The organism is Arthrobacter sp. 01L42, assembly GCF_056400005.1.
In genome coordinates this window covers 51,618-76,704 of record NZ_JBFTSL010000014.1, presented here as the reverse complement: position 1 = coordinate 76,704, position 25,087 = coordinate 51,618, and the positions used below count along the sequence as shown (strand labels likewise).

Annotated in this window: 16 protein-coding genes and 1 pseudogene; 9 read left to right on the top strand and 8 right to left on the bottom strand. The window is 65.1% G+C overall.

From position 1 onward, the window contains the following. Positions 1-9 precede the first annotated feature (9 nt). The 3 genes from rsmG to AC1DN2_RS13515 all read left to right on the top strand — a co-directional run bounded on the left by rsmG (position 10) and on the right by AC1DN2_RS13515 (position 3,157). Positions 10-660: a 16S rRNA (guanine(527)-N(7))-methyltransferase RsmG gene (gene rsmG / locus AC1DN2_RS13525; RefSeq protein WP_476850704.1), complete on the top strand. Its 651-nt coding sequence runs from the start codon at positions 10-12 to the stop codon at positions 658-660. 87 nt (positions 661-747) lie between these two features. Continuing rightward, entirely contained in the window at positions 748-1,815 is a 1,068-nt protein-coding gene (locus tag AC1DN2_RS13520; protein WP_275450894.1) for a ParA family protein, read from the top strand. A gap of 67 nt (positions 1,816-1,882) precedes the next feature. Further along, positions 1,883-3,157, top strand: a complete 1,275-nt coding sequence (locus tag AC1DN2_RS13515; RefSeq protein ID WP_476850703.1) for a ParB/RepB/Spo0J family partition protein — start codon at positions 1,883-1,885, stop codon at positions 3,155-3,157. A gap of 219 nt (positions 3,158-3,376) precedes the next feature. Here AC1DN2_RS13515 and AC1DN2_RS13510 read toward each other — a convergent pair. After that, a pseudogene (locus AC1DN2_RS13510) lies at positions 3,377-4,285 on the bottom strand (IS110 family transposase); the annotation flags it as partial. A 1,460-nt stretch (positions 4,286-5,745) separates the two neighbouring features. Between AC1DN2_RS13510 and AC1DN2_RS13505 the strand changes: the two are divergent. Further along, the gene (locus AC1DN2_RS13505; protein WP_230008313.1) at positions 5,746-5,988 is read left to right on the top strand and encodes a hypothetical protein; all 243 of its coding nucleotides are present in this window, start codon (positions 5,746-5,748) and stop codon (positions 5,986-5,988) included. A gap of 4,723 nt (positions 5,989-10,711) precedes the next feature. Here the strand turns inward: AC1DN2_RS13505 and trxA are convergent. From trxA to AC1DN2_RS13480, 5 genes are all read right to left on the bottom strand, one after another. After that, positions 10,712-11,038 carry a thioredoxin gene (gene trxA / locus AC1DN2_RS13500; protein WP_223914875.1) on the bottom strand — a complete coding sequence of 109 codons (327 nt, stop codon included), beginning with the start codon at positions 11,036-11,038 and terminating at the stop codon, positions 10,712-10,714. Between the two features lie 37 nt (positions 11,039-11,075). Next, positions 11,076-12,032, bottom strand: coding sequence for a thioredoxin-disulfide reductase (gene trxB, locus AC1DN2_RS13495; protein ID WP_028277980.1), 957 nt, complete (start codon positions 12,030-12,032; stop codon positions 11,076-11,078). A 278-nt stretch (positions 12,033-12,310) separates the two neighbouring features. After that, positions 12,311-13,846 (bottom strand): ABC transporter substrate-binding protein, encoded by a 1,536-nt coding sequence (locus tag AC1DN2_RS13490; RefSeq protein WP_476850702.1) that lies wholly within the window; start codon positions 13,844-13,846, stop codon positions 12,311-12,313. A gap of 171 nt (positions 13,847-14,017) precedes the next feature. Beyond that, on the bottom strand, positions 14,018-16,081 hold the full coding sequence (gene murJ, locus AC1DN2_RS13485; protein WP_476850701.1) for a murein biosynthesis integral membrane protein MurJ: 2,064 nt from the start codon (positions 16,079-16,081) through the stop codon (positions 14,018-14,020). Between the two features lie 72 nt (positions 16,082-16,153). Continuing rightward, a complete protein-coding gene (locus tag AC1DN2_RS13480; RefSeq protein WP_476850700.1) occupies positions 16,154-16,702 on the bottom strand; it encodes an NUDIX hydrolase in 549 nt (182 codons plus the stop codon). Between the two features lie 171 nt (positions 16,703-16,873). Here AC1DN2_RS13480 and AC1DN2_RS13475 point away from each other — a divergent pair, with 171 nt between their 5' ends. The 5 genes from AC1DN2_RS13475 to AC1DN2_RS13455 all read left to right on the top strand — a co-directional run bounded on the left by AC1DN2_RS13475 (position 16,874) and on the right by AC1DN2_RS13455 (position 23,018). Further along, positions 16,874-18,352 carry a CCA tRNA nucleotidyltransferase gene (locus tag AC1DN2_RS13475; RefSeq protein ID WP_223914879.1) on the top strand — a complete coding sequence of 493 codons (1,479 nt, stop codon included), beginning with the start codon at positions 16,874-16,876 and terminating at the stop codon, positions 18,350-18,352. After that, positions 18,353-18,937, top strand: coding sequence for a histidine phosphatase family protein (locus AC1DN2_RS13470; RefSeq protein ID WP_028277661.1), 585 nt, complete (start codon positions 18,353-18,355; stop codon positions 18,935-18,937). Between the two features lie 752 nt (positions 18,938-19,689). After that, the gene (locus AC1DN2_RS13465) at positions 19,690-19,824 is read left to right on the top strand and encodes a hypothetical protein (protein WP_263407439.1); all 135 of its coding nucleotides are present in this window, start codon (positions 19,690-19,692) and stop codon (positions 19,822-19,824) included. 270 nt (positions 19,825-20,094) lie between these two features. After that, on the top strand, positions 20,095-21,573 hold the full coding sequence (locus tag AC1DN2_RS13460; protein WP_476850699.1) for a glycosyltransferase family 87 protein: 1,479 nt from the start codon (positions 20,095-20,097) through the stop codon (positions 21,571-21,573). Continuing rightward, positions 21,570-23,018, top strand: a complete 1,449-nt coding sequence (locus AC1DN2_RS13455) for a phytoene desaturase family protein (RefSeq protein ID WP_476850698.1) — start codon at positions 21,570-21,572, stop codon at positions 23,016-23,018. The genes AC1DN2_RS13460 and AC1DN2_RS13455 overlap by 4 nt, the downstream gene beginning before the upstream one ends. 3 nt (positions 23,019-23,021) lie before the next feature. On the opposite strand, the gene AC1DN2_RS13450 is transcribed toward AC1DN2_RS13455, so the two are convergent. Continuing rightward, entirely contained in the window at positions 23,022-23,750 is a 729-nt protein-coding gene (locus tag AC1DN2_RS13450) for an ABC transporter ATP-binding protein (protein ID WP_476850697.1), read from the bottom strand. Between the two features lie 43 nt (positions 23,751-23,793). Then, positions 23,794-24,894: an FtsX-like permease family protein gene (locus AC1DN2_RS13445; protein ID WP_476850725.1), complete on the bottom strand. Its 1,101-nt coding sequence runs from the start codon at positions 24,892-24,894 to the stop codon at positions 23,794-23,796. Between the last annotated feature and the right edge of the window lie 193 nt (positions 24,895-25,087).

Below are 25,087 nucleotides of genomic sequence, written 5' to 3'. Positions count from 1 at the left end.
ACTAGCTTGATGGTTGAAATTACCGCCCCGGAACTCAAGGCAGCAGAGTCCATCTTCGGCGACCGCCTGGAACTGGCGAAACGCTACGTCGAGCACCTGGCGACGTCCGGGACCGAGCGGGGCCTGATCGGGCCCCGTGAGGTGCCGCGGCTTTGGAGCCGGCACGTGCTTAACTGCGCCGTCATTGAGAGCCAGATTGCCCACGGAAGCCATGTCGCCGACGTCGGCAGCGGCGCCGGCCTGCCTGGCCTGTGCCTGGCCATTGCGCGGCCGGATCTGGAACTAACGCTGATCGAACCACTGGAGCGCCGCGTCATCTGGCTCCAGGAGGTGGTGGATGATCTTGGCCTCCAGAACGTCACGATCATGCGCACCCGCGCGGAACTCGCAGTGGGACTCGTGAACGCCGACGTCGTGACTGCCCGCGCCGTATCCGCGCTGTCCAATCTCGCCGGGCTGGCCATTCCGCTCCTGGCCGGCAAGGGAGAAGTCGTCGCCATCAAGGGACGCAGCGCCGGCGAGGAAATCGAAAAGGCCGCCAAGGTTATCCGCAAACTGGGCGGCATTCAGACGTCCGTGGTGGTGGTGGGTGAAGACCTGCTTGAGGAACCCACCACCGTTGTGCGAATCGTAGTGAACAAGCCTCAAAAGATTACCTAGCACCGGCCCCGGTGCCCGGGGAGTCTGAGGGGAAGAGGTTAGGCTAGTAACCGGCAGTAAGAGCCGAATGAGAGTGAGCGTGTCATAGTGAGCAGTAGCGAAGCCTCCACACAACGGATCCCGCCGTTTGTGTCCCTGGGGTCCGCACGGGCGTTTACGGCTCCTGCAGTAGCTTTTGACTACTCCGGAAATCACACGGCTTCGGTTGCGAAGACGACCGGGATGGCCGGTGTTTCACGTGAAACATCCCTTCCGCACACGGGGAACGTGCTGGATTCCATCGACGATTCCAGTCCCATCGCCCGCGAACTCGCACACGAAAACAAGCGCCGCGAGCGGTTGCTCGGCCGGCAGCTCCCCAAACCGGAGAAAACCCGGATCTTCACCGTTTCCAACCAGAAGGGCGGCGTCGGCAAGACCACGACGACCGTGAACATCGCCGCCGCGCTGGCGGCCGCTGGCCTGAACGTGCTCGTCATCGACATCGATCCGCAGGGCAACGCCTCCACCGCCCTGGGAATCGAGCACCACGCCGATGTCGACAGCATCTACGATGTGCTGATCAATGATGTCCCGCTGAAGGACGTCGTGGCCCCGTGCCCCGACATCGACAACCTGATCTGTGCGCCCGCCACCATCCACCTTGCCGGTGCCGAAATTGAACTCGTCAGCCTGGTGGCCCGCGAGCAGCGGCTGCGCCGCGCAATCGATGTGTACTCCAAGGAGCGCGCCAAGAATGGCGAGGAGCGGCTGGACTACATCTTCATCGACTGCCCGCCGAGCCTCGGGCTCCTGACGGTCAATGCGTTCTGTGCGGCCGGCGAAGTCCTCATCCCGATCCAGTGCGAGTACTACGCCCTCGAAGGCCTCAGCCAGCTCCTGAAGAACATCGAGATGATCCAGAAGCACCTGAACGCTGATCTGGTTGTTTCCACTATTCTGCTGACCATGTATGACGGCCGCACCAACCTCGCCGCCCAGGTGGCAGCCGAGGTCCGGGAACACTTCCCGAAGCAGGTGCTCGGCGCTGTGGTGCCGAGGTCGGTCCGTATTTCCGAGGCGCCGAGCTACCAGCAAACTGTCATGACGTATGATCCTTCTTCCAGCGGTGCCCTGTCTTACCTGGAAGCCGCCGCGGAAATCGCGGAACGTTAGAATCTTTCAAGAATTGCACTAACCAGAGCCAGGTGAATCCCGGCTCTTCCACTGGAGGGATTTATCCATGAGCGATAAGCGACGCGGCCTCGGCCGTGGACTTGGCGCACTCATTCCAAGTTCCGCCGCGGCTAACGCCTCCGGAAGCGGTGCTGCCCCATCCCGGCCCGTGGACCTCTTCTTCCCTGAAGCCCGAAAAAAGACCTCCGACGCCGAGACGCTCGCGGACACCAAGGCCGCGCTGGCCAAGGAGCCGGAGTCCACACCTGTCAAGGCCGACGATTCCGCTGATCTCACGGTTGACACCACTGAAGCAACCAGCGCTGTTGCCGGAGCCGACGTTGCTGCCGACAAAGCCGACGCAGCTGGCGCCGCCGTGACCAAGAAAACCCCCGCCCGAAAGTCGGCTGCCTCCAAGCCGGCGACCGCTGCTGCCAAGGCGGCCGCATCCGACGCCGGCGAACAGCTGACGTTTGACTCCACGCCCGAGCACGGTGACGAGGGAACTGTTGACCTCGTAGAGGTGCCCGGCGTCAGATTTGCCGAAATCCCGGTCACGGACATCCATCCCAACCGCAAGCAGCCCCGCTCGGTCTTCGATGAGGATGACATGGCGGAGCTGGTGCACTCTGTGCGGGAAATTGGCGTCCTCCAGCCAATTGTGGTCCGTACCTCAACCGAAGAGGGTGGCGAACCCTATGAGCTCGTCATGGGTGAGCGACGGTGGCGTGCAGTACAGGCCGCAGGCCTGGAAACTATCCCCGCGATTGTCCGTGACACCACCGATGACGACCTCCTTCGCGACGCGCTGCTGGAGAACCTGCATCGCAGCCAGCTGAATCCGCTCGAAGAGGCGGCGGCCTACCAGCAGCTACTCGAGGACTTCGGCACCACACACGAGCAGCTGGCGGACCGGATCGGACGTTCGCGGCCCCAGGTTTCCAACACCCTGCGCCTGCTGAAGCTGCCCCCGCTGGTGCAGCGCCGGGTTGCGGCAAATGTCATCTCCGCAGGGCACGCCCGCGCACTCCTGGCACTTCCTGACGCCGCGGCCATGGAACGCTTGGCGCAGAAGATTGTTTCAGAAGGCATGTCGGTCCGGGCGACCGAAGAAGCTGTGACCCTGTATCAGAGCCCCGCCTCGCCGGCCAAGAACAACATCCCGCGGGCCGGAGCCCGCCACGAACGACTGGATTACCTGGCGTCGTCGCTGTCTGACCGCCTTGATACTAATGTCAAGATTTCGCTTGGTGCCCGCAAGGGGCGTGTCAGCATTGAGTTCGCCAGCGTCGAGGACCTGAACCGCATCATGGACGTCCTCACGCCGGGAGCTCCCAGCTAGGTCGCGACTCGCTGAGTCCTCCGGGAGGGTCTGTTTCACGTGAAACAGACCCTCCCTTCTTTGTCTCTACCGATGCTGCCGGTGCCGGCGAATTCGGTGGTGCCGAGTTCGGCGCTGCCGTGTTCGCCCACTGCCGGAGAGTTGCGGGGGGTGCCTCTATGGTTTTCGTCAAGCCGCTGGGGTTTAGCCGTGGTTCGTAGAGAGTGCCGTCGCGCAACATGGCGTAGAGGGTGTCGCAACGGCGGCGGGCGAGGCCTCCACGATGGCCTCGACCCGGGTGAAGACGGTGTCCCGGGACTCGCGGATGTCGGCGAGCATCCGGGCCAGTTGGGGCAGCACGATCGTGGCCGCGTTCGTCTCGATGACGGTTACTGTTTGCTGGCCGAGTGCGTCGATGATTTCGCTGGCAAGGCGTTCGCCCATCCGGGGTGCACGCTTTTTGAGCCGGTTTCCGATCCGGCGCCGGCCGGCATGGCGGAGGGCTTCGGGGGTGGGCCAGGTGCGCAGCAGGTCCAGCACTGCCGGGTGGTCCAGTCGCGGGCCCAGGACACGCTCCAGAGCGGGGTGGATCTGGGTCAGCAGGCCGCGGATCCGGTTCGACGTTGCGGTTGCCTGTTTTGGCCAGATCGTCGTCGAAGCCGCAGAGAATGGTCAGTTCAGCGAGCTGTTCGTCGGCGATCTGGATGGATCGCAGTGTGTGGGGCATGGTCCGGGCCGCGTCGGCAATGATGAACGCGTCCCGGGCGTCGGTTTTCGCCTCGCCAGGGTGCAGGTCAGCTATCCGGCGCATCGCCAGCCCGGGCAGGTATCCAACGGTGACACCGTCGGCCTGTGCGACCGCGACCGGCAGCGCACCAATCGTGGCAGGCTGGTCAACCACGAGCAGGATGCTGCCGTGCTTGTTCAGTGAGGCCAGTATTTCGCGCAGCCGGACCTCGTCGTTGGGTAAAGACTTGTCGAAGGGCTTCTTTCCGGCCCGGTCCACGGCAACGGCGTGGTGCTCGGCCTTGCCGACGTTCAGGCCGATGAAGACATCAATGCTTTCGTGGTTTCCGATCACCTGTACCTCCCCGTCGCAGCAGCTGATACCTGTGCTGGACTGTCCGCGGTGTCAGAGCCCGCATCCACGTTACGCACGACGATCCCAAACTGTCCTGCCTCTATTAGAGGTCTCTCCGGCACCTACCGGATCCCGGTGACAACACCCCCCGGATCATTGACGACTGGGGGCGGCAATCATGCCGGGGTTGGCAGGCCAGCACACCCTCATCCTGCAACAGGAACGGGCTACGAAAAAGGTAACGTGGCGGCACCGGTGGCGCCGACTAGTTCCGGCGGCTCTCTCGCTTCCGTCCTGGCCCGGGCTCTCGCGGGTTGCGGCCGTGGGTGGGGGCCGACGCAGTGCCGTGGTCTTTCTGTGGAAATCGTCAGCATCGCCGGCCCTGCTTGGGCGAGACCGAGGGACACGTGCGGAACGACGGGCTGGTGCTGGGCAGGCGGGTGTCCCTGACTGGGGCGGAGCTTCCTGAGCGTGGAGTCCGATGCGTTTCCGGTGGCCGTACCGTCCACTCTGCTGCGTTCCGTGGGTGGAGCTTCTGATCGCATGGAACGGCCACACCGAGCATAAATGGCAGCTGCACGGTTCTCGTTGTTGCGGAAAGGCCCCCTCTCTGCCGGTGCCGCTGCGATCGCGCTAGTCAGCAACAGCCATCTTCGCCGCCTTCCAGAGCTCACTGACCATCTGGGCTGGAGTGGTCCGTCAATGTTTCACGTGAAACGGGGCCGCGAATCTGCGCCTTGCCCCATCGAACGCCAGGCAGGCTGGGCACCTATGTGAGGAGACAAAAGGGCAGATGAATCCGGCCAGCGGTTGGAGACCGCTGCGCAGTCGTCAATCCGGCAGCCGGACCACATCCCTGCCCATGCGAGTCCGCCTGCGGATTGGCGATCCGGCTCGGCCATTGCGCCGTAGGTGGTCAGCGCAATGCCGGTGGACTGGGGTGCCGACCAGTCGTTTGACCAAGGGTCCACCGTCTGCGTCATGATGGTTCGGCTTCCCCTTGCAAGGAATCGACCCACAGCTATGGCCCACTTTTGCCTGTCGGCCGGGCCGGCCGCGGGTGCGCCATGCGACCACATTGGTCCATGCCGGTGCGAAGCAGGAGAAGCGGCTCACTACGGCGCGGCTGCTGCTTGGTGGCGGAGCAAGCTCGCCGCAGCCACGGACGAACCTCGGAGCGACTGTTGTACCGTTCCCAGTCTCTGCGGGATCACCTGCTCCTGGGCGCCTCTGAAAGCGTCATATGGCGCCGCTACTGCGTTGTATGCCCGCGTGGTTGGCTGAACGAAGGCTAAGCAGGCTGCAGGGCATCCGAAGCCTTGCACGCCTCGGGATGCTCTAATACGGCACTGTCCGGTCCTGGCGGAGGCCGGCGGCACTCTCTCGCTGCTTACGATCACGGGTCGTGGGGGCAGCTTCCGTGAACGAAAATTGAAGTGGGTTGAACCGTGGGTTCGCGCGCGGGCCGGCAGCTTGGTCTGCTTGCTGCTTCGTCGGGTTCGGGCCATGGCTTTGTAGGAACGTTCCGGTGGTTACGGTAGAAATTGGCGCCGGACACGCGCCTCGAAAAGCGAACCTCAACAGAGGTCTCGATGTGGGCGTGGACGAAGATCGGGACAAAGTCGACGGCGCAGACCTGGACGCCGACCTTGGCGCGGGAACGGACGCGGGCCGTGATGCGGACGGTGATCTGGCCTCGGCGCCACAGGAAGCATGTAGTCTCGATCGCATTGTTGAAGACCTCTTGTGGGAGTCTGATCGCGAAAGCTGACCGGAACTGCCTCGCTTTGCGGATGTCTGCGTCCTTCGACTCCCCCGCTAACTTGCCGCTCACCCCTTTCGCCGGCTTGCACCCACGTCCCCGATTCCGCATTCGGTACATGATTGTGCCTGTCAGTTTGCCGGGACCCGGGCAAAGGGAACCGGGACCCTGACACGCATCCTCCCCACCCAGGTAGCCGGGTGCCATGACCGCCAACGTTCTGCTGCAGTCCCATCGCCGCATCCAGCTGTAACCATGCGCCATGGGGCATGCCGGCGTGCCAGGCATGCCTGATCTCCTTGGGGCCCCGGCGGGTGTGCTGTTCCTGCCGCATTTTTCAGCTTCCTCCGGTGAGCCCGACGCCTTATCCAATAGCCGAGATGGCACTCTGGGGGTCTATTCCGGCACTCCGGACACGGCTCCCCTCATCCGGAACAGCACACCGGACGCCTCGCGGGCCCCCCACACTGTGCCGCTGCTGACGCACCTGCCGGCTTGCCAGTACCCGCTTGATGAGAGTGCAGTGCAGATCCTGTACTGCTGCACACCGGCTGATCCTGCTGCAGTGTGTTGGAAGGAGTCTTCCGGCAGGAGCTCAGGCCGCGCGACGCACCCGCGAGAAGGGAAGCGGAGGCCATGTGAAGTAGGGCCGGGGTCGTGCCGATTGATCCCAGACGCCGACCACGCCTTCCTGTGGATTCGGCCTGGCTGGAACTGTCGGGATGGCTCTTGTGTGGGCATCCAGCCGCCATTATAGGGAAGCAGCCGAGCTGCTGCATGTTCCAACTACACGGCTACCAGCGCCGGGTCCGCTCCCCCGGACCAGTGTGTTTCGGGCGGTAAGGTTCGTCGCCCCGGGCACCAGGGCGCAGTTGCCTGCAGGATCCAATCCGCTGATCGCACCGGACCCGTAAGTTGGTGCGGCAACCGGAGGGATTCAAACCGCAAAGAAGGAAGGTCTGCATCCGGACCAATCTGATTGGGTTCGGGACTCGTGCTTGCGCGTGTCAACTGTGCGGGCTCGACCGACCCGACCGCTTTTGCAGTCCGGTGCCTCCCTCATCCGAATCCCCGGGTCGACAGGCAATGCATCAGTCAGGACAAGTCCAGGGCCGTCTCAATGCAAACAACGCATGGCAAACACACTGTCGACGAGCCTCTTCGTGTTGGCATCGGCCAACGGACACGGCGGGTCCGCGAGGACCGGAGTGGAAAGATGATCGACCGGACAGACCCAGCGAGGGCGTGAGGCCCGCCAAGGTCTCCGAGCTCAGAGCATGTGAGCTGCCCGGCAAAGCCCATCGATTCAGCGGGTGCCGTCGTCGCATCTCGGCCCGGCAAAACGATCCCCTGGACGTGGGACGGGAGAGTTCCTTGGGACAGTGACTCCGCTCCCCTGGTCTTCTTGAAGTCCGCCTTGCGCTGTGGAACAAGCTGGCTTCGGCCGGCGCGACGGGCGATGCAATGACACGTCGGCGGTCCCGGCGCTCGACGGGTTTTGGTTCGACCCACCTGGATTTGCAGCTCCCGGCCGCCCTGGGATGACAAGTCCGGAGGTTACTTCACCGCAGGTCAAAGCTGCATCCAGGCGAGGTTCGCGGGGCCGCTTCCGGCCCGAGTATTAGCCAGCGGCCGGTCGATGGCGCGGTGGATAGGGCGGTGGATATTGCTGTGGATAACTTTGTGGATTAGTGACTGACGGCAGCCCGCTAGGGACGCCAGATTCTTGTACGAGCTGCTGCCGTGACAACTGCCCCGAACCTCCTTTGAGGGCCCACTGTCCGTTTCACGTGAAACATGATTATGGTGTGCAGCGACGATGGTCGAAGCATCCGCGAAGATGTACTAAATCGACGTTCTACGGTTAATTTTTCAGGGATATACGCTCGAAGACCTGATTGCGAGCCGGAGTTCCTCATTGGGGTCCAGGACCTATCCCCGGCACGGCGGGTGGCTGGTCAGAGGACCGGTGCCGGAGGGGCGACCGCGCTCGGCCGCTCACCAGGAAGGGCATGTGAATAATCTCTCAGCACCTGTGGATAACTATGTGAATAACTTCTGTGGAGAAACTGGTGGATATCGAATGAGCTCCGGATCCTATAGCCGCTGGACAGACCGGAAATGCTTGGGTGTCGGCCACCGCCGACCTCCGCTTGGTACCCAGGTCGGCGGTCGTGATGGCTCGTGGATTGACGGTCGGAAGGCCTGCACCGGTCACTATGAGAGTGGGGAATTGCGGACAGACGCCGAGGGCTCGAAGGACATCCATAGCGGGCAGCGTCGGTTGCGGTGCCTGCCGGGGCGGGGGCAGCTTCGCGGCTGGACCTGCGTGTCCTTGGTCTTGCCGCCATGGAATCGAACCTCCTGCGCCGCGGCTGTCAGGGCACAGACACCAACCTTCATGAGAACAAGACTTCATGAGAGCAGGCGTGCGATCTTCTTGTCCCGCGAATGCCGAATGGACCCTACCCGGGGACACAAGAGCCGGCCCAATCCGGTCCCCTCTAGAGCAAAATGGGGCGACCAGCCGCTAACGGCACAGGAGTTTGGGCGAGCCCAATGCAGCTTGAGTGGAGCCTGAGACCGAACCGGGCCTGGGCGGAGACAGTGGGCATTGATCAGCGGGGACAAGATCATGCCGCGGGCTGAACGGTGATGGTGATTGATGAACCGATCAGCCCACGAACTCTGAACAGGCACTGCACGATTGACCTTGACCGCCGCCGGAGTGGCCCTGGACAGGAACCTCGGTGAAGCGGAGCAGCGACTCGTACAGGGGCGTAGGACGCGGACCGGAGGCTGCGACGGTCCAATTGTCGGGACGAGCCATGGATTGGACAAAATGTCGGACCTAACCGTCAGAATCGCCTCAGAGCCGGGCCCTGTTTGGTCGGGTGCCCTATGGAATGCAGGACCGGTTCCGTGCGTCCCACGCCGCGCAGGGTGCGGGAACTGCGCCGGCCGTAACGGCGGCGGGGCGTGTTCATTCGATGACTGACTGCCGCAGCGATCCGAAATTGATCATCGGTTCGCTTTCAAATCAGACAACATAGGCCCATGGTCGTAGGCGGGCGGCCGAGAACGCCCATGAACACTCCGCCCCAAGCTCCGGCGGCTGAGCACAGGCAAGTCCCCTCGCCGGTTCCGGGGCGCACTGCACGCCGCTTCAAAGGCACCCACGTTCGCCTTTCCCCACATACGGCGGGTCACAGAGGCCTGAAGGTTGGCGGCCGTTCCCCCCTCGGTGGCTACGGACGGGAATCTTGGGTCTGCTTCGCCGCAGACTGTTTCTGGTCCGCCGACATGTTTCACGTGAAACTAGGCGGTCTGGAGATGTTGGGACGGGATCGGATCCGGTGAACCGTACGAAATCCGGTCTGTTGTGCGGAAATTGGGTCGGAGCCGGCGGTGCTGGAGCGAGCGTTAGGGCGAGGAACGATGGCGTTCACGGGCGCAGGCCAACGTCCCTGGGGCCGCTCGGCCAAGGTTGGGCCGGGCCTTTCCAGCAGGGAGGCGCAGACCGTCAAGCGCATCTTTGCGTCCCACCGACCTCTTTTCCTGCGGAAATGGGCACGCTGAATTGGTAACCGCAGAGGATTATCGAAGAGTTAACTATTACTTCGCTCCAAGTTGCGATTTATGGATTGCGACTAGGGGTGTTTCACGTGAAACATCGGCGCGGCGGAGGTGGGCGGAAGTAGTCGGCACTCTCGCGACGTGCACACCCGTTTCACGTGAAACATGGGTAGCGTGGAGGTGGGCCGGACAATTCGGCAGCTGCGACGTACGCACCTGTTTCACGTGAAACAGGGTCCGAACCGGGCGGCCGGTGGCTACGGCCGGTCGTGACTGGCCGGCATTGATCGCCGTTCTTGGAAAACGGGGCGAATGTGTGTGTTAGAGACAGTCGATCGCAGTCCTGGTCACCCGCCGACTAGTCTACTATTTTGCGGCGGACCCGGGTGGCCCCCAACTCTCCCCGGACCCGTGGCGGACGTGCAGGAGCAGTCATGGCGTGTTGCGCTGGCAGGAGGGCCCTGACCCTGCCCGAACTCGGGGCGGCAGCGGAGTGCGGCGCCGCCTTAACGGCAGTATCGGCGGAAGCCTTCCCGTCAGAAAACCACGAACCTGGTATAGGTGAGACCTCTACCGTAGACTCCCCCGCGGCGGGCCACGAGTGTTGGAGTGCTTTTCGAGTCCGGACTCATCCGAAAGCCGTCCCAAACTTCATGACTCTGGAAGTTGGATGTTTCACGTGAAACACGTCCATTACGCGACATGGCGCATGGTGCTTCGGTGGAATTTGGGCAACCAATCCTCGGCATACACGCAGGCAACGCAAATCGACTGTGATGTTCTATTGGGAACCCGCTGTGTCTACGCACAGGTTCACATCGCGCACCGAACTGATAAGTGGGGGTGCAGCGGTCATCATGTTTCACGTGAAACAAGAGGGTGGCGTCCCCTAAGCAACGGCCAAACACCTTCTGTGACTGTCAGCACGAATAGCAGTTCGCCGGCCGAGGGATAGCCCATTTCACAAGCCGGCGGCGCCCAGAGGAATTGTCAGCCAGCAGACCAAAAAACCAATCCGATAGACAGCCACCCAAGGTTGCAAAACCGGTCATGGCAGATTTAGGGGCTGTCCGCCTAGTCCTACTCCCCGATCGTGGGCCGTGGAGCACAACAAAAAAATGGCCCCCGCCAGAAGCGGGGGCCACTTTCGGTCAGCCTAGGACAGGACGTCCGCAAATTCCTTCTCGAAGAACTGCTTGGGCCGGGCGCCGATCACGGTGCCCTTGACCTCGCCGCCCTGGAACAGGTACACGGCAGGGATGGAGGTGATGCCGTACTCGGCAGCGATGGCCGGGTTGTCGTCAACGTTCACCTTGACCACATCAACCTTCTCGCCGTACTCGACCGAAATCTCGTCAAGAATCGGACCGAGCTTGCGGCAGGGGCCGCACCATTCGGCCCAGAAATCGACAATGACGGGCTTCTCGGAGGCCAGTACATCAGTGCTGAAGCTGGCGTCCGTTACGTCTTTTGCGTTGCTCATAACCTTTGTCTCTCTTCCGTTGGTTGCTGCGCGCCGGTTAGGCGTGGAAATCTGCGAGGTAGTGCTCGACGTCGAGGGCGGCCACGCACCCGGAACCGGAGGCTGTGATGGCCTGGCGGTAGGTCGGATCAATGACGTCACCGGCAGCGAAGACGCCCTGGACGCTGGTCTTCGAGGTGCGGCCGTCCACGGCGATGGTTCCCTCTGCGGTCAGCTCGAGTTTGCCCTTGACCAGATCGGTGCGGGGATCGTTGCCGATTGCCACGAATACTCCGGTTACGGCCAGTTCGGATTCCGTGCCGTCCACCAGGTTCTTCAACCGCAATGCGGTGACTTTGTCCTGTCCCAACACGTCTTCCACACCGGTGTTCCACACAAAGTTGATCTTCTCGTGGGCCAAGGCGCGGTCAGCCATGATCTTTGAAGCGCGGAGGGCATCGCGGCGGTGGACCACCGTGACGGACTTGGCGAACTTGGTGAGGAACAGGGCCTCTTCCATGGCGGAGTCGCCGCCGCCAATGACGGCAATGTCTTGATCCTTGAAGAAGAAACCGTCGCAGGTTGCACACCAGCTCACACCGTGGCCCGAAAGCCTCTTCTCGTTCGGCAAGCCGAGCTCGCGGTAGGCCGAACCGGTGGAAAGAATGATGGAACGGGCCTTGAAGGTCTCCCCCGTGCCGATGGTGACGGTCTTGACGTCGCCGTCGAGGTCCAAATCGGTGACGTCCTCAAACTGGATCTCCGTGCCGAAACGGGCGGCCTGCTTCTCGAAGTTCTCCATCAGGTCCGGGCCCATGATGCCGTCGGGGAACCCTGGGTAGTTCTCCACGTCCGTAGTGTTCATCAGTTCGCCGCCAGCCGTAACCGAGCCTGCCAGGAGCAGCGGCTTCAGGTTCGCGCGCGCCGTGTACACCGCTGCGGTGTAGCCCGCCGGGCCGGAGCCGACGATGATGACATCACGTACTTCGGAGGCAGTGTTTTCTGCGTTGCTCACTGAACGGTGAACCTCTTCCTTTGTCGATGCGCCCGCCGCGATGGCCGGCCACATGGCACAACTATTGCCGGGCATTGAATATTCCGGCCGAAATGGGCGTCACGGAGCAACACCACTACTCAGGGTACCGGTTTGCCGGGGTCGGGGCCGGAGACGGCCCCGGATTACCGGCCAACCGGCGGGCAAGGCCTCCGCTGCACGACAGCCGCCTTAGGGCGCAGCGGCAGCCTTAGAGCGCAGCCGCCGCCTTTGGGCGCAGCGGCAGCCGCGCAGGGCCGTTACTGGACTTTGATTTCGGCCAAGCGCAGGCCGTACCCATAGCGGGTCTTGGGTGCGGCCAGCTTCGGAAGCTTCTTGATGGACACGATCACGTACTGCGCCGTGACGGGTTCAGACAGCGGCATGGTCAGGTCCGGTGACGTAAAGCTGTTGCTGCCAATCTGCTTTGCACCGTCCAGGGTCGGCTTGTCATTGGTGAAGACGCTGATGTTGCCACCGGAGGCCCCCAACTGGCTCAGAGTGACGGAAGAGACCTTGGAAGGGTCCTTCAGCTTGACCACGAGCGGAACTTCGGAGGCGAGTCCGCCCCAGTCGTCCGTCGCGAATTCCATGTCTGACCAGAAGCTCGCGCCGTTGCCGTCAAAAGTCTTGACGAGGTCGGAGTCGTAATTTCCGGCGAAATCGAAGTTGCCGAGTCGCGTCACGTCTTCGATGACGGGCGGTCCGGCCGCCGGCGCCTCGGTGGCGGTCGACGACGGCTGCGCGGTGGACGGTTCCGGTGCGCTGGAGGAGGCGGAGGTTGCGGCGTTGGTCTGCGGGCTGCTCTTGAAGAGGCTGCCAAGGTTGGTGACCGCGAAGATCAGGCCGACCACCAGCACGGCAGCCAGGAGCCCGCCCACCAGCCAGCGCATGGAACGCGGCTCCCGGTTGGGCTCGTCCTCGTCTTCGTACTCGTACTCGTCCTCATCCTGGTCGACGGCGGCACGGGCGGAGGCGGGGAAGTTGCCCGGAGCCCGATCCGCCGAGTCGAAGCCGGCAGCAGCCACTCCGGCAGCCGCGGCTGCGCCGCCGTGGTGCTCTCCGCCGCGGTGATCGTCACCGGTGTAGTCGTCGTCGGACCACAAGGAAACTTTTGGTGCCGCGGCGGTTGCGGGCTGCTGCGCTGCCGGTTCGGCCTGGCGGGGCGAGCCGTTCTGGACGGGCTGCGGCGCCGTTGAATGCGCCGCCGTCTCCTGCGGTGCGGTTGTGGGTGCCCTGGCGGCCGCCGCGGCTGCTGCCGCGGCAGCAGGAGCGGAAGCGGGCCGCGACGGTACTCCCGCGGGGGGCGGTGCCGGAGAAGCCGGCGGCTGTGCGTTTGTGCCCTGGGCCTGGCCATAGTTGATGTACCCGGCGTCGACTTCCTCGTCGTCGTAAAGCCCGTCGTAGGTTTCGGGTTCGTGGGAGCGGGCCTGCCCAAAGATCTCGCTGCCCAGCGTGTCCGTGAAGAAGGGTTCGACGTACGGCGGGTTGGAAGAGACCACAAGATCCAGCAGATCCGCGGCCGAGGTGTGGTTGGTGATCAGGTACGTGGTGGCGTCGCTGACGCCAAGATCGAGGATCTGCACGTTGCCGGGACGTTCGCCCGTGGCCACTTCACGGGCGCTCTGGGCCACCTGGTCGGCGTTGCCCGGGCCTGCGACGAGTATGCTCACGGGGCGGTTGAGCACCTGGTCCACACCGTCCAGCACCAGATCCTGGTCATGTGAGGTCAGTACGGTGGCAGTGACCTTGTAGCGGCCACCGAGTACTGATCCGACATCGATCGGGTGGGACACGGGCTCCTCCTAGACTGTCCGGGACCTGCCGACGTGGTCACTCCGAGAGCGACCGTGTGCCCTCCGGTAAGCCGGTTGACCGCTGGTCCGCAACTTCCCTTGTTAGTCTTCGATCCTAGCCGATGCTCTGTCCAGGCCGCGTGAGCACGGCAGTTCGAAACGGAGCCGGGATCATTTTTTCTTTTTCCCGCCAAACGGGAAGTAGGGGTTGTGGCCGGCCGGCCCCTGGTAGGTGCGGCGGCCCGGCAGGGGAACATCGCCCTTGCCCAAGCCGCCCTGCGCGGTGCTGGGGAGGTCTTCTGCCGGCAGGTAACCGCCCTCCGGGCCAGCGGGACGGCCGTAAGGGAACGAGTCCTCTTCCCGAATGTCGGGACCGGCACGGAACGACTCGGCGTCGAACTCGCCGGAAATTCGCGGAATCAGGCCCGTATCCACCGAGACGGTGGCCCGCTCCGGTGCCCTCCGGACCTCCGCCGCGCCGTCTGCCTGCGGCCCCGTGCCGGGCCCTGCGGCGGTGCTGCGCCGGAGCCGCCCAAGCAGCGGCTGCAGGAGGTCCTGCAGCTCGGTGACCCGGAAGAGCTTCAGCAGCAGGAAATAGGCGGCCAGCATGACGGGACCGACGACGACGATTGTCACCAGGGCGGCGGTCCGGTCGCTCCAGGCGTAGCCGTCCGGGTTGTAGCTGCCCAGCAGCCACAACGCCACAGCTCCGGCGAGGGCGGAACCCAGGGCCGCATACCCCATGCGGATGTAGGAGCTGGCGATGCGGGGCCCGTCGAGGTGGCCCAGGAGCCGGCGCAGGAAGGTCGCGCTGACGATCACGGAAAGGATGTTGCCGGCCGTGTAGAGGATCGCGATGGCGAAGATGATTTGATCGAACGGCAGGAACTGGATCGCGAACGCGGCCGACAGGTTGACCAGCGCCAGGACCAGCTGGATGAAGAACGGCGTCCGTGCGTCCTCATTGGCGTAGAACACCCGCGACATCATGAAGTTGGCGCTCATGAACGGGGTGCTGAGGGCCAGGATCGTGAGGGTTTGGGCCAGCATGACGCCGTCCAGGCGATTGTTGCCGGAGAAAAACATGCCCAGCGGTCCGGCCAGCGCGAAGAGCGCCAGCGCGCCGAAGACGGTTGCCACGGCCATGGTCCGCAGCCCGTGGGAGAGCGCGTTTCGCAGGGCGGCCCGGTCACCGTCCTGGGACGCCCGGGTCATCCGGTTGAACAGCACGGTGGCCAGGGACAGGGCAATGATGGAGTGCGGCAGCAGGTACAGCTGGCTGGCCACCTCCAGCACCGCGTTGCCCGGAATGAAGGCTGCCGCGGGATCCCCGGCCTGCTGGAGGCGGAGCCGTTCCGCGCCCGGGATCGTCGCGATGCGCATGACGTAAAGGAAGGCGAACTGCCCGACGGCGGCTGTCGCCAGGGTCCAGACGCTCAGCTTCGCGGCATGGCCCAGACCGACCCCGCGCCAGCCGAAGCGCGGCCGCAGCCCCAGCCGGAGCCTGAACACGGGGATGAGCAGCACGGCGGTCTGGGTGACGACGCCGATTGTGGAGAACCCGGCGACGAGGATGGTCTGGAACGGGCCCCAGTTGTCGATCGTGTGCGGGTTGGTGGCGTTGGACCCCATGATGCCGATGAACATGCCCAGCCCGGCGATCGCCACGACGTTGTTGATGATTGGCGCCCACATCGCGGGTCCAAAGGCCCCGTGGGCGTTGAGGACCTGGGTCAGCAGGGCGTACAGGCCGTAGAAGAAGATCTGCGGAAGGCACCAGAACGCGAACGACACCGCGAGGGCCTTCTGCTGCGGCGAGTAGCCCTGGGTGGTCAGTTGAATGACTGACGGCGCCAGGAGCGTGACCAGCAGCGTGAGAACGAGCAGCACCAGCACCGCCAGCGTCAGCAGCCGGCTGATGTAGTCCGCTCCCTTGTCCGGCGCCTTGCTGGCTTTGATGATCTGCGGCACCAGAACAGCATTGAACACCCCGCCGGCCACCAGCAGGAAGATCAGGTTGGGAAGGTTGTTGGCGTTGATGAAAGTGTCGTTGACCGTCGAGCCCAGGCCCAGGGCGGCGGCCAGCATCCAGGTCTTGGCGAAGCCCAGGAAACGCGAAACAAGGGTTCCGGCAGCCATGACGGCGCTGGAACGGGCTTCTCCGGATTGGGCAGCTTTGGAATCGGCGGGGCCGGAGGGTACGGGGGCGGGTTTGGCTGATGACATCGTCTTCATCGTCTCACCCGCGCGGGGCATTAGTCGCTATCCGTGGACGTGACCGGCCGCACCGGCGAGGTTTCGATCCCTCTAGTGCACTTCCGGCAGGACTTCTTTGGCCAGATCCGCGATGCGGCGTTCGTTGGGGAAGGACAGCTTGCGCGCCAGCTCCTGGATCGGAACCCACGCGACGTCCACGGCTTCTTTGTCCGGATCGTTTTCGATGGTGAGTTCCCCGCCGGTGGCCCGCAACAGGTAGTGGTGCACGGTCTTGTGGACGCGGTGCCCGCTCACGGTGAACCAGTAGTCGATGCTTCCCAGCGGTGCCAGGATCCTGCCTTCGATCCCGGTTTCCTCGGCGATCTCGCGGACCGCGGCTTCCTCGTTGCTTTCCTTGCCTTCCGGGTGGCCCTTCGGCAGGCACCACTCGAGACGTCCGCCGCGGTTAAGGCGCGCGATGATCGCTACCCGCAGGTCGGCGTCGGACATGTCCACCACGACGCCGCCGGCGGAGATTTCCTCCACGGTGGGCAGGGAGGCCTGGCCCGTGTGCTGGACAGGCGCGACGTTGGCACCTATTGCCGACGGCAACGGTGCGTTTGTCCTCCTGCCGGGAGCGCTCGGTACGGGATGGGCCATGAGGTCCACTCTAACGACTCTTGCCCGCTGTTGATGACCTAAACATGGCCGGAAAGTAGACGGCCGGGAAAGTCGGCCCGCGCCGGTTCGTGCGCAATCGTGACGAACCCGCCGGATCCTTGCGGGTTCCGGTGTGGTGCTGGCGCGGTTTTCTGACAAGCTTAAGTAACTATGGCGCACGCACATCACAAGACTGACTCCCACACCGTTTCTTTCCAGGTGGATCCGGTGGTTCTGGAGCTCGGGCAGCGCTTCGTGGACGCCGGCCACGAGCTGTCCCTCGTGGGCGGGCCGGTCCGTGACCTTTTTCTTGGCCGGGTCTCGCCCGACCTGGACTTCACCACTGACGCCACTCCGGACCAGACGGTTGCCCTGATCAAGAAATGGGCGGACAACTACTGGGAGATCGGGCGCGCCTTCGGCACCATCGGGATGCGCAAGGACGACTTCCAGATCGAAATCACCACCTACCGGGCCGACGCCTATGATCCGGAGTCCCGCAAGCCGATAGTGGCCTTCGGAACATCCCTGACGGATGACCTGTTGCGGCGGGACTTCACGATCAATGCCATGGCCCTGCGGCTGCCCATGCTGGAGCTCGTCGATCCTTTCGGCGGCGTCCGCGACCTGCACGCCTCGATCCTCAACACGCCCGGGCCGCCGGAAACGTCCTTCTCCGACGACCCCCTGCGCATGATGCGCGCCGCGAGGTTCGCGGCCCAACTGGGGGTGTCGCTGCACGCCGACGTCCGCGAGGCCATGGTCCGGATGGCTGAACGGATCAGCATCATCTCGGCCGAACGCGTGCGCGATGAACTGATCAAGCTCATCTGCGCCGCGCAACCGCGGGCCGGCGTGGACCTGCTCGTCGATACCGGACTTGCGGACCTGGTGCTGCCGGAAGTCTCGGCCCTGCGCCTGGAATCCGATGAACACCACCGCCACAAGGACGTCTACCAGCACTCGCTGCAGGTCCTGGAACAGGCAGCAGCGCTGGAGTCGAAGGCGGACGGCCCGGTTCCCGGCCCGGACTTCGTGTTGCGGTTCGCCGCCCTCATGCACGACGTCGGCAAGCCGGCCACGCGCCGCTTTGAACCGGGCGGCGCAGTGAGCTTCCGCCACCACGACATGGTGGGCGCCAAGCTGACCGCCAAGCGCATGAAGGCGCTGCGCTTCGACAACGACACCATCAAGGCCGTGGCCAGGCTTGTGGAGCTGCACATGCGCTTTTACGGCTACGGTGAGGCCGGCTGGAGCGATTCCGCGGTGCGCCGCTACATCACCGACGCCGGTCCCCTCCTGGAGCGCCTGCACCGGCTCACCCGCTCCGACGTCACCACCCGGAACCAGCGCAAGGCGGACCGGCTGTCCTTCGCCTACGACGACCTCGAGGACAGGATTGCGGCGCTGCGGGAGCAGGAGTCCCTCGACGCCGTCCGCCCGGACCTGGACGGCGGCCGGATTATGGCGCTGCTTGGTCTCAAGCCCGGTCCCGTGGTGGGCCGCGCCTACAAATTCCTGCTGGAAGAACGCATGGAGCACGGCCCGCTCGATCCCGCCGTCGCCGAATCCCGCCTGCGGGACTGGTGGGCGGCACAGCCCGAGGCGGCGCCCGCCGGCGCCGAACTCTCCACCACTGAGGAGTCCTAAGTGATTGCACCATCCAACGGCCCCCGCCCCCAACTGTGGATCCTGCGGCACGGTGAAACAGAGTGGTCCAAGAGCGGGCAATACACCGGTCTCACGGACATGCCCCTCACGGTGGAAGGCGAGCAGCAGGCCGTGGAGGCGCGCAGGGTGCTCGAGACCGTCGACTTCGACCTCGTACTGACCTCACCCCTGCGCCGCGCCCGCCGGACCGCCGAACTCGCCGGCTACCCCGACGCCCAGTTGGAGCCGCTGGCGGTGGAGTGGGACTACGGCGACTATGAGGGCATCAGCTCGGACCTCATCCGCAAGGACAACCCCGAATACCTGATCTGGACGCACGGCGTGCCCAATGGTGAAGCGCTCGACGACGTCGCCGCCCGCGCGGACAAGATCGTGGCCCGGGTGCTCGAATCGGGCCTGGACAATGTGCTGATCGTCGCGCACGGGCATTTCTCCCGCATCCTGACCGCCCGGTGGCTCGGATTGGACCCCCGCGAGGGCCGGCATTTCGTGTTGGGGACCGCCAAAGTCTGCACACTGGGATGGGATAAGAAGACACCGGCAATCGTGCGCTGGGGACTCTAAAACCGGTTTTTAAAACAAAGTTAAAAAAAGTTTATGAATTCGGTAGGCAACTGCCGCATTCGTAGTGTATTTTTATTTCTGACCCCAAGGCGACTTGCCGGGGTCACGGCGCGCGTCGCCCGGCCTGTCAGCCGGAGCCACGGCAGAACAGAAAAGGAGGTTGGGAAAATGATGATTACTTTGACTAGCGGATGGATGTACTCCACCACCGCCAACCCGGCCTCGTTCGCTGACCCGCGCCCAAATGTCGGACTGACTGTTTCCTGACCGCTTTCCCGTCCCAGGCAATGCAGCCTGGGGCCCGCGGCAGTTGGCCTTCCATGACGGAAAGCCCAATGACGGCAGCCTGAACAGGCGGAACCACGCGGTTGCGCAGCCTCCCCATAGTTCGGAACCCAGCTTCTTGTTGGGGTTTCGGCGCTACCGCGTCCAGGGGCCATTCTCCATCGAATAACTTTTTCCTATCCGGAATTCCGGCCTAATTAAGGCCAGGGATTTTCGGGCTAATTGCCACGCCCGGAACCGGTTATTCGAATTCCCTGCATCCAGCGCTCTATTTGTCGCGCCCAAAATACGGCGGCCCGTTCATCCGCCCATTCCTGCTGCCTCCTGTTCGCCCCATTGAACCAAGGCGGCTCAATCCCCACCAACGAAAGGTCCCTGTGACTACCGCAACCACCGCTCCTGCCCACCGCACAGCCCTGCCCGCCACCAGGGCGCGCCGATCGAGTCCCCGAGGGGAGGTAAGAACCATGATGAACAAGCTCTATACGGTCCTGTTCCGAAAGCTGAGCCGCAGGGAGTCGACACGCTTCAACGGCCAACTCCTGGACCAAAGGCGGGACGACACGTTCCTCGCCATGCATCAGGCCGGCCTGATTCGCTGACGCCCGATCTGCTGACGGCCGGACATTTCCGCCACCGGCGCATGGACTAGTCCCGTGCAGGGGCGGAGCCCGTTGCCGGCAGGACTGTCCGCAGCGAAGGAGGACCTGATGACTGACATTGGAACCGATCCCAGGGAGCCCGTGCGTCGCCGCACGGGCTCCCCCTTTTAAGCATCCCTTCGTGGCCAGCCGTTGTGGCGGCTCCGATACGACGTGCCAGCGAAGACCGCGGCGCGGCACGGGTCAATGTCCCCCGGTAAGCTCAAGGTCATGCAGGAGACAAAGCCGCCGGAGCGCAAACGGGTCCGATTGGTCATCCCGAGCCGCAGCGACCCTTTTCTCCGAAACTTCACGGAACTGGTAGGCGGTCCCTTGGGCCACCGCTCGGCGCCCGGGATCGTTTCGCCGGGATTCTTTACGGTGGATCGTGTTCTGGTCATCCTCACTGTCCTCGCCGCCCTGGCCGGGATTCTGCTCAAGAACTTCTGCCGCACCAACGGCTGGGAAACACCCGGGCAGTTCTACGCCACGTGCTACTCGGACTTTCCGGAGCTGTTCCGCAACCGCGGCCTCGGCGATGGCGCCTTCCCCTTCATTACCCCGGGAAGCCTCTTCGAGTACCCCGTGCTGATGGGTTTGATTGCGGGTGCCACCGCACTTCTGGTGCCCGGCGCCGGCACCGACGATCCCCGCGTCCTTGGCTACTTCGACGTCAACGCCACCTTGATCGCCGCCGTCTGGATCATCACCGTGCTGGCCACGGCGCGGACGAACCGCCGGCGGTCCTGGGACGCGGCGATGGTTGCCCTCGCCCCCGGCATTGTCCTGGCGGGCGTCATTAACTGGGACATGTGGGCCGTGTGCATGCTGGCTCTTGGCATGTACTTCTTTGCGCGGAACAAGCTCGTCCTCGCCGGGATCTTCATCGGCCTGGGCACGGCCACCAAGCTCTACCCGCTGTTGATCCTCGGCGCCGTCCTGCTGCTGGCGCTCCGGAGCGGGCGCATCCGGGCGCTGCTGATCACGGCCGGTGCCGCAACCGCGGCCTGGCTGGCGGTCAACGTCCCGGCAGCCGCGGCAAATCCGGACGGCTGGAAGTACTTCTACCAGTTCACGCAGGAGCGGCCGGCGGGCTACAGCTCGCCCTGGTTCGCCTACAACCTGGTGGCCGCCCGGCTGGGCTGGAATCCGCTTGAGGCCGCGGCCATCAACTCCCTGGCACTGGACCTGTTTCTCCTGGCCTGCATCCTGATTGCGGTCCTGGCACTGACGGCACCCCGCCGGCCGAGGATCGCGCAGCTGGCGTTCCTGATCGTGGCCGCGTTCATCCTGACCAACAAGGTGTACTCCCCCCAGTTCGTGTTGTGGCTGATCCCCCTGATCGCCCTTGCCCGGCCCCGCTGGCGTGACTTCGTCATCTGGCAAGCCATCGAAGCGCTGCACTGGGGCGCCATCTGGATGTACCTCGGGCAGGCAACCAGCGGCGGCTCGACCCAGCACAACATCGACATGCCCTACTACGTCCTGGCCGTGGTTGCCCACATGCTCGCCACCGCGTACCTGATGGCCCGTGTCGCCTGGGACATCTGGGATCCGTCCAGCGACGTGATCCGCCGCCACCGCATCGATGATCCGCATGGCGGCCCCTTCGACGGTGCACCGGACTGGCTGCGGATTGATCTGCGCCGGCCCGCGGCGTCCCTGGTGCCGTGGCGGAAGCGTGCCGTGGCGGAAAGCCACAGCGCATGACTGACGTCGCCGTCGTCGGTTCCGGCCCCAACGGGCTGGCCGCGGCGGTGACCATGGCGCGGGCCGGACTCAAAGTCCACGTGTTCGAGGCGGCCGCCACACCCGGCGGCGGACTGCGCACCGCCGAACTGATGGAACCGGGCCACTTCCACGACGTCTGTTCGGCCGTGCACCCCATGGTTCTGGCCTCACCCTTTTTCCGCCGGTTCGAGCTGTCCAGGCGCGTGCCCCTGGAGGTGCCCGAGCTCTCGTACGGATCCCCGCTCGACGGCGGCCGCGCGGCGCTGGCCTACCGTTCCCTGGACCGCACCGTTGCGGAACTCGGGAGGGACGGCGCCGCCTACCGCCAGCTCATGGAGCCCCTCGTGCGGCGGGTGGAGGGCGTCGCGGACCTCACCCTGAACCAGCTGCTGCGGATTCCGGCAGATCCCCTGGCCGCCGCCGCGTTCGGCCTCCGGGCGCTCGAACAAGGCTCGCCGCTGTGGAATGCGAGGTTCAGCCAGGACCTGGCTCCCGCACTGCTGAGCGGCGTCGCTGCGCATGCCGTGGCGCCGCTGCCCTCGATCACCGCCGCCGGCGCCGGGCTGATGCTGGGCGCCCTGGGCCATGCCGGCGGCTGGCCGGTTCCGCGCGGCGGATCGGCCGCGATTGCCCGGGCGCTGACCGCTGACATCGAGGCCCATGGCGGGGTGGTCGAGACCGGCAGGCGGATCACATCGCTCGCGGAGCTGCCGCCGGCCCGGGCCACGCTGCTGGATGTGGCACCCCCCGCGCTGCTGCACCTGGCGGAGGGCCGGCTCCCGTCGCGCTATAGGAGCGCCCTGGCGTCCTTCCGCTTCGGGAACGCTTCCTGCAAGGTCGATTTCATCCTCTCCGGACCGGTGCCGTGGGCGGCGGACGGCCTCGCCGATGCCGGGACGGTGCACGTGGGCGGCACCCGGGCGGAAACCGCCGAAGCGGAGCGCCTGGTCGCCTCGGGACGGCATCCGGACCGGCCCTACGTGCTGGTATCCCAGCCCTCGCGTTTTGATGCCGGCCGCGCGCCGGCCGGCCGGCACATCCTGTGGACCTATTGCCACGTTCCGGCCGGTTCCACTGTGGACATGAGCGATGCGGTCATGGCGCAACTGGAGCGCTTCGCGCCCGGGTTCCGGGATGTGGTGGTGCAGTTCAAGGTGACCACGGCCGCAGGGCTGGCGGCGTACGACGAGAACTTCGTCGGTGGGGACTTCGGCGCAGGCCGCATGGACCTTTGGGGCATGTTGCGGCGGCCGGTGCTGAGCCCGGTGCCCTGGCGGACGCCGCTGCCAGGGGTGTACTTGTGCTCGTCGTCGACCCCGCCCGGTCCCGGCGTCACCGGGATGCCCGGCTTCCACGCCGCCCGGCATGCCCTCAAGGACATGTTCGGTCTCGGCGTCCCGGACCTCGGATACCGGGTCCCCTAGCCGCTAGCCCCGACGCGGCGCCGCAGCGGCCGCCGTCGCCGCCCTGGCGGACAGCCGTCCGTCGCGCATGCTCGCGACGGCGTCGGTGAGCGGCACGAAATCGGTGTCGTGGGTGACCATGACCGTTGCCACGCTGAACTCGTCGGTGACCTGCCGCAGCAGCCGGATGATCGCTTCGCTGCGCTGGTGGTCAAGGGCTGCCGTCGGCTCGTCCACCAGCAGCACGGCAGGGTTGCCCATGAGTGCCCGGGCAATGTTGACGCGCTGGCGCTGGCCGCCGGAGAGCTGGTGCGGCCGTTTTGCCAGGGCATGCCCGAGGCCGACAAGGTCCAGCAGAGCCGCGGCGCGTTCCCCGGCCGCCCGCGCCGTCCCGCCGCGCAGGCGCTGGGTGATCACGAGCTGCTCGACCGCGGTGAGGGAGGGCAGGAGGTTGGGCTGCTGGAAGATGATGCCGATCTTGTCCCGCCGCAGTGCGGTGCGGCCGGAGTCGGGCAATCCGCCGGCGTCCTCGCCGTCGACCACCACCAGGCCGGCGGTGGTCCGGACCAGGGTGGCGGCGACGGCCAGCAGGGACGACTTGCCGGACCCTGAGGGGCCGATCAGGGACACGAATTCGCCTGCGTTCACCTTGAGGCTCACGGAGTCCAGGGCCTTGAGGGTGCCGTCTCCGTCCGGGTACTCCAGGGTGACGTTGACGAGGTTCAGGGCGGTGTTGTTCAGGGTTGAGTTCACGAGATATGCCTTTCTAGGAATATGTGGGGCGGGCCGGGGCTGCTCAGTTGCCGCCGAGGGCGATGAGCGGATCGACGCGGGCCACGCTGCGGACCGCGAGGGCTGCCCCGGCCAGGCCCAGGAGCACGATTCCGGCGATGGGCAGCAGCGTTGTCCAGGGCGTGAGGAGGAACGGTGCCGCCTGCGACGCGAGGACTCCACCGGCCACACCGGCCAGCCCGCCGGCCACCGCGCCGGCCAGCAGGACCAGGGCCGCCTGCGCCATGGCGTCCCGGAGGATGTAGCGGGCGGACCCGCCCAGTGCCTTCAGAACGGCGATGTCCCGGGTGCGCTGGACCGTCCAGACCGTCAGGAAGGCAACAATCACGAGGGCTGAGATGCCGTAGAGGAAGGCCTGCATGAGCAGCAGCGAGCCGTTCTCGCTCTTGTACGAGCCGAGGGCCTGGAAGGACCCGTCGATCGTGGTGCTGACGGTTCCCGCGGCGGTATTGGCGGCACCGAGATCCACCCCTGTTCCGGACGTGGAGTCGAATGTCACGGCCAGCACCGTCGCGGCGTCCGCGTCTTGGGTATGCGCCAGCTTCTGCCAGTCGGCCAGCGTGGTCCACACGACGCCGGTGTGGGAATACCACTGCTCCGGCACGACGGCCGTCACCACGAGGTCGGCGCCGCCCACCGAGGCGTGGCTGCCGATGCTGAGCTCCAGGTCCTCCGCCAGTCCGGCTCCGACGGCGATGGTTCCCTCTGCCAGCGGGGCGGGAGCCAGGCCTGCGCCGGGCTCGGTGCCGAAGACCGCAACGCTTGCCGTGTGTGCCGGCACGCCTCCGGCGCCGAGTGCCTGGAAGCGGCTCTGGCTGATCCCAACGGCGTCGGCGCGGGCGACGCCGTCGCGCGCCGACCACAGGCCCTGTTGGGCGCGCGTGACCTCGGATTCGGTAAACGAGGCCTTGGGTTCGCTCCCGGCCGGGGCGCCGAAGACCAGCTGGTCGGCCGGGAGGGCGGCGAGGGCCGACGTCGACTGGTTTCCGAGGCCGGCCGTCAGTCCGGAAAGCATGACGAGCAGGAGGGTAATGAGGGCGACGACCGCACCCATCAGGGCGAACCGTCCCTTGGCAAAGCGGATATCGCGGATGGCGAGATACATGGTGTCCTTCGTGGTGTCGTTTGAGGCGCTTGTGGCGTTGCTTCCAGCCTTCCCTCCGCCGGGCTCCAGGGCATCGGCCGCCCGGTTGGACCGCCGGCACCGGTCGGACGGCCCTGCGATCAACCAAAAGGTTGATTCCGCCGGGGGCGGGCCGTTTTCCGCAGGAGCCCCGCCGCACCGGCACTACGCTGGA